Consider the following 4974-nt stretch of genomic DNA (forward strand, 5'->3'; position numbering starts at 1 on the left):
CGAGCGTTGCGCGGATCGCATCAGCATCAGCGCGACGCCCGCGAGTGCGGCGGCGAGCACGGCAAACTGCAGATGCGGAAAGCCGGGAACGAGCCCGAGCCCCGCACAGCACGCAGCCGCCATGAGCAATGCCTTGGGCTGGAGCGAGAGCTGTGCGTAGAGGTCCGCGCCGAGGCTGGTCGCACCGCTCGCGGGCGAAACACGGGTGACGAGCAGGCCGGCCGCGATCGAGACCACGAGCGACGGGATCTGCGAGACGAGCCCATCGCCAATCGTGAGAATCGTGTAGATATGCAAAGCATCGGCGAACGTCATTCCGTGCTGCAGAATCCCGATTGCGAGACCGCCCACAATGTTGACGATCGCCACCACGAAGCTTGCGATGGTATCGCCCTTGACGAACTTCATGGCGCCGTCGAGCGAGCCGTAGAAGTAGGTCTCGCGCTCAAGCCCGGCGCGTAGCTGCGCCGCGCGCTCCGCGCCGATCAGTCCGCTGCGCAGATCGGCGTCAATGCTCATCTGGCGCCCTGGAATACCGTCCAGCGTGAAACGTGCGGCCACTTCGGCAATGCGGTCGGCTCCTTTCGCGACCACAATGAACTGAATCGCACAGAGCACGAGAAAGACGACCACGCCCACCGCGACATTGCCGCCGGCCACCAGCTCACCGAACGCGTCGATGATGCGCCCCGCGTGGGCGTGTATGAGGATCATCCTGGTCGAGGCGATGGCGAGCGCGAGGCGCAGCAGCGTGGTCATGAGCAGCAGCGACGGAAAGCCCGGTAGATCGGCGGCCCGCGAGACGTAAGTGGTCGTGCATAGCATCACGAAGCTTCCACAGAAGCTCACGCAGATGAAGAAGTCGAGCAGGAACGGCGGAATGGGCAGAATCAGGAGCGCGAGCACGCTGATGAAGCCGAAGCCCACCGCGAGGTCGGCGTGGCGCAGCAGCAGCGCTGGCATATCCGTCAGGGAGGAAAAGGCGCGTTGGGTCATGTTACTGGTTCAGTTGTTGATGGAGTGCACGGCGGCGTCCCTTCACGTGCGGATCGCCTTGTTCGTCGCGGTATTCGCGTTTGAGTTCTTCCTTGTCCATGCGCAGGCGCCGTTTGTACAACACATGCTGCAAGGCGTAGTCGGCCGCCGCCGGCGCCAGTTGCGAGAGCGCCACCAGCGCGAGCAGATGGGTGTGTGCGTGGGCGATGAGAGCGAGCTGCAACGACGGTGTGAGCGCGTACGATGGCTTCATGACGCTGATCCACGCCATCGCTTCCCGAAATCCAATATCAATAAGGATGACGAACTGCACCATCATCATCGCGGTATCGAACAGCATCTTGAGGCCGAACAGGTTCTTTAGACCGTGGATTGGATTGATGCGCTTGAAGTCGGGCGCTATCCGTTTGAGGGACACCAGACCGCGTGTTTGTGCAAGCTCCGGCACGACCGCGGCCATCAGGCCCAAGCCGAGCATCACAAGCGCCGTCTGGCACGGTTCGAGCATCGCGCCCAGCACGGCCTGCAGTTGCCACGCGAACGGACGTTGCCCGTCGACGGACAGCACCGATTCCGTCATGTGGACGAGCGCAGCGAAAAACCTGGGCGCCTCGAACACGAGCAGCAGCCACCACAGCACGCCGCTCACGGCAGCGCTGACATGCACACTTTTTGTAATGTCGCCATCCCGGCGCGCCCGTTCCAGCCGGCGTGGCGTGGGCTTTTCGGTCTTGTCGCTCATGATGGGCTAGCTGAGATTCAGTGCGGCGGCGACGATACGCCCGAGCCGCTCAAGCATCGCTGGCGCGCACATCATCGCCGCAAACGAAAGGATCATCGCCTTGAACATGCGTGCGGTCGAAAATGGATTGAGCCGCTTCGCATGGCGCGAGGCGAGCCCCAGCGACAGGTCGGCGATCAGCATGACGCCGAGCAGCGGCCCCGCGAGTTGCAAGCTTTGCGTGAATGCCCACGGCAGGCGCGTTTCGGCGATCGTCACGGCGAGACGCGCAAGACCGTCCTGCGGCGTATCGCCGGGCGGCCAGACCGACCAAGCATCAACGAAGAATCCAGAAACGCCGACGATCCCATGTCCGGTGAAGAAGGTAAGGATCGCGAACTGCATGAACAAAGTCTCAAACAAAGACGACTCCTGCTGAAAGTTGGGGTCGTAAACTGCGCCGATGGTATAGCCGCCCTGCTGGTCGAGCAGGGCGCCGGCGGCCGACGCGGCATGGAATGCGACACCAAGCAGCAGTCCCAGCAGCAGTCCGATCAGCACTTCTACGCCGCCCGCCTGAAGCATATCGGCGGGCCAGCCCGTCATGCGGGGCATCGCGGCAAACATCAGGACGAGCGGGACGCGCAGCGTGAGACCGAGCGCCCCGTCGTTGCCAAGCGGAATGAGGCTGAGCGCCACGCCCGGACGGATCATGCAGAACGCGAAGCCTGCGAGTTGATCGAAGAAGTTCATGGTGAAGGTGCGCGGCCCGCCGCGATCAACGTGAATACATGGCCGAGCAGGCGTGCGACTTCGCGGTTGGCCCAAGGCGCGACGACGATTAGCACGACCCCGACGCAGATAATCTTCGCGCCATAAGGCAAGCTCTGGTCCTGAATCTGCGTGACCGACTGCACGAGGCCGAGGAGCAGGCCAATCGCGGTGGCCACGGCGAGCATCGGCAGGGAGAGCCAGAACACGAGCAGCAGCGCGTCCGCGGCAACGGTAGCGAGGGAAGGAAGGGTATTCACTTGGCGTAGCTGAGAATGAGCGCATGCATGAGCTTGGGAATACCGGAGGCCGCCACGAGCACGAACAGCTTGAGCGGGATAGAGACGGTACTGGGCGAGAGCATCATCATGCCCATCGCCGTCAGCACGTTGGCGACCACCAGATCGATCACAAGAAACGCGATATAGAGCAGGAAGCCCGCTTCGAAACCGCTTGAGATCTCGCCGATCAGGAACGCGGGCGCAAGCAGCGAGAAGTCGGTTTCCTGGGCGTCGCGCTCGGGGTCGATGCGCTTTGCGGCATTGACGAGATATGCACGTTCCGCAGGCCGGGAGTGCGCGAGCATGAACTCGCCGAGCGGCCCACGCACCGCGTCGACCATCTGCGCGAGCGGCGGCAGTTGCCCGCTTTCGATCCGTTCGTCGAGTGAGAGCGCCGTGCCGACCTGATGGATCGTGGGCGCCATCACAACGAGGGTGCCAGCGAGCGCCAGCCCTGAGATCGCCATGTTGCTGGGCGCCTGCTGCACGCCGAGCGCGGAGCGCAACAGCGTGAGCACAATGCTGAACTTGGTGAACGAGGTGGTCATCACAACGACAAGCGGTGCGAGTCCCAGCAGGAAGAAGAGGCCGATCAGCTGCAGTTGCCCTGCCTGCGCGCCGATCATGACGAGGCGTCCATGGGCGCAGGCTGCGTGATGCTCGTGATGCGCACGGCCAGCACGTCGTCGATGTCGACCAGTTCGCCGCGCCCGAACGGAACGCCCTGGCACAGTAGCGTGACCGTACGCTCCCGTACCGAGAGTTGCAGAGAAACGAGCGAGCCGTTGCGCAGACGGCTGAGTTCGTGGAGCGACAGACGCAGCGAGCCGATCATCGCGTCGAATGTGAACGTGAGCGCATCGATCGGGATGAACTCGCTGGTTAGTTCGGGTACCTTGCTTTCGTCATCAATTAGAGGGCGGTCAACCATAGCTTGATCTCCAGAATATTTCAACAGGATGCGTTGGGCGCCGTCGCGCAGCGGCACACGCAGAAAGTGGGTGCGGCGGTCGAGCGCTAGCGCATCGCCAGGCCGTATGCGGCGCACGCGCGAGAATGAGAGCGTCGGCCCTGCGATGCACGCGGGAATCGCCACGACGATCTGGCGCGCGAGCGCGCCGAGCTCACGCGGCGGAACTACGCGATTGCGCAGCCATAGGTCGACTGCTTCGCAGCGGAACGCGAGGCTTGCCATCCGGCCGCTCTGCTCGTGCGTGAGGACAAGACCATACGCGCCCGGGATGGGCGCGGCGCCATATGAGACGGCGCTGATGTCGAGTGCAAAGCCGAACGCGCCTTCGAGTGCGCATAGCCAGTCCCCGCAGGCATCAACGATCAGTTGGTGCGCAAGCGGCCCCGTCTGGGCAAGGCTACGGGTCGCGAGCTCGGGAATCAGTGCCTCGGCGTCGAGGTCGAGCTCTAGCTGCTTCCCCGATGCGCAACCGTGCAGGCGCATCGGATACCGCGCGCGGCAGGGTCCAAACATCAAGCTATAGCGGCGATGTCCCACGCTCACCGGCCATGGCGTGCCGAACTGCAGCGCCGCGATGTTTTGCCGTTCGGCGTGTTCACGAGTGAGCCGAGGGAGACCGATAAATGGACTCATGCCGTGGGCCCTCCCCCGGCGTCCCTCGACAACACATCGAGCGCATCGCGCAGCCCCTGCTCTACGATGTCGAGTTGGCGAACGAACCGCTCGTCCAGCCGCGTGTATTCGTCGAGCAGAGCGCTGATCGCGTCGCGCATGCCTCGCTCCAGGGCTGCGAGCTGTTGCCGCAGTCCGCCGTCGATCACGCCACCATCGGTTTCGACCACGCACGAGCGCGGCGGAAGGTCCGCGTCAGCGAGAACGGTAACGAGGGAGAGACCCAACTCCTGCTCGATCGAGACGATCGCGCGTTTCGCTTCGTCGAGATCGCTTGCCGCGACGCGCACGGAGAGCAGGTGGTGCCCGGGTGCGGCCCGCAGGCTAAGTCGTAACTGGTTGGGAAGCAGGGTTGCAGGCGGCAGTTCGCCGACAATTTCAATCACGGCCTTCATGACAATCTGGACCAGGCGTTCGTTGAGGCCGCGCACCGCAAAGGCGGATGCGGCTGCCGGCATGACAAGTCCATGTAGCGCGGCTGCGCGTCCGGCGTTGTAGCCGCGTATGAGCGCGCGGCGTTTGGTTCGACGGGCGCGCTCGGCAAGCCGCCGGGCTTCGCC

General features: G+C 63.9%; 7 protein-coding genes. All 7 read right to left on the reverse strand.

The genetic code is table 11. The features are described 5' to 3' along the window. Nucleotides 1-996, reverse strand: a 996-nt coding sequence (locus WCA85_RS14485) for an FHIPEP family type III secretion protein (RefSeq protein WP_424064948.1), incomplete at its 3' end; no start/stop codon positions are given. 1 nt (nt 997) lies between these two features. Next, a complete protein-coding gene (locus WCA85_RS14490) occupies nt 998-1738 on the reverse strand; it encodes an EscU/YscU/HrcU family type III secretion system export apparatus switch protein (RefSeq protein WP_424064950.1) in 741 nt (246 codons plus the stop codon). Nucleotides 1739-1744: 6 nt separating this feature from the next. Beyond that, nucleotides 1745-2470, reverse strand: coding sequence for an EscT/YscT/HrcT family type III secretion system export apparatus protein (locus WCA85_RS14495; RefSeq protein ID WP_424064952.1), 726 nt, complete (start codon nt 2468-2470; stop codon nt 1745-1747). Then, nucleotides 2467-2748 carry a type III secretion system export apparatus subunit SctS gene (sctS, locus tag WCA85_RS14500; protein ID WP_424064954.1) on the reverse strand — a complete coding sequence of 94 codons (282 nt, stop codon included), beginning with the start codon at nt 2746-2748 and terminating at the stop codon, nt 2467-2469. The genes WCA85_RS14495 and sctS overlap by 4 nt, the downstream gene beginning before the upstream one ends. Beyond that, nucleotides 2745-3395 carry an EscR/YscR/HrcR family type III secretion system export apparatus protein gene (locus WCA85_RS14505; protein ID WP_424064956.1) on the reverse strand — a complete coding sequence of 217 codons (651 nt, stop codon included), beginning with the start codon at nt 3393-3395 and terminating at the stop codon, nt 2745-2747. The genes sctS and WCA85_RS14505 overlap by 4 nt, the downstream gene beginning before the upstream one ends. Beyond that, nucleotides 3392-4375, reverse strand: coding sequence for a FliM/FliN family flagellar motor switch protein (locus WCA85_RS14510; protein ID WP_424064958.1), 984 nt, complete (start codon nt 4373-4375; stop codon nt 3392-3394). Before WCA85_RS14510 ends, WCA85_RS14505 begins: the two co-directional genes overlap by 4 nt. Further along, a partial coding sequence (locus tag WCA85_RS14515; RefSeq protein ID WP_424064960.1) for a flagellar biosynthesis protein occupies nt 4372-4974 on the reverse strand: 603 nt, incomplete at its 5' end. The genes WCA85_RS14510 and WCA85_RS14515, both read right to left, overlap by 4 nt.

Source organism: Paraburkholderia sp. (assembly GCF_049581445.1).
Lineage (GTDB): Bacteria > Pseudomonadota > Gammaproteobacteria > Burkholderiales > Burkholderiaceae > Paraburkholderia.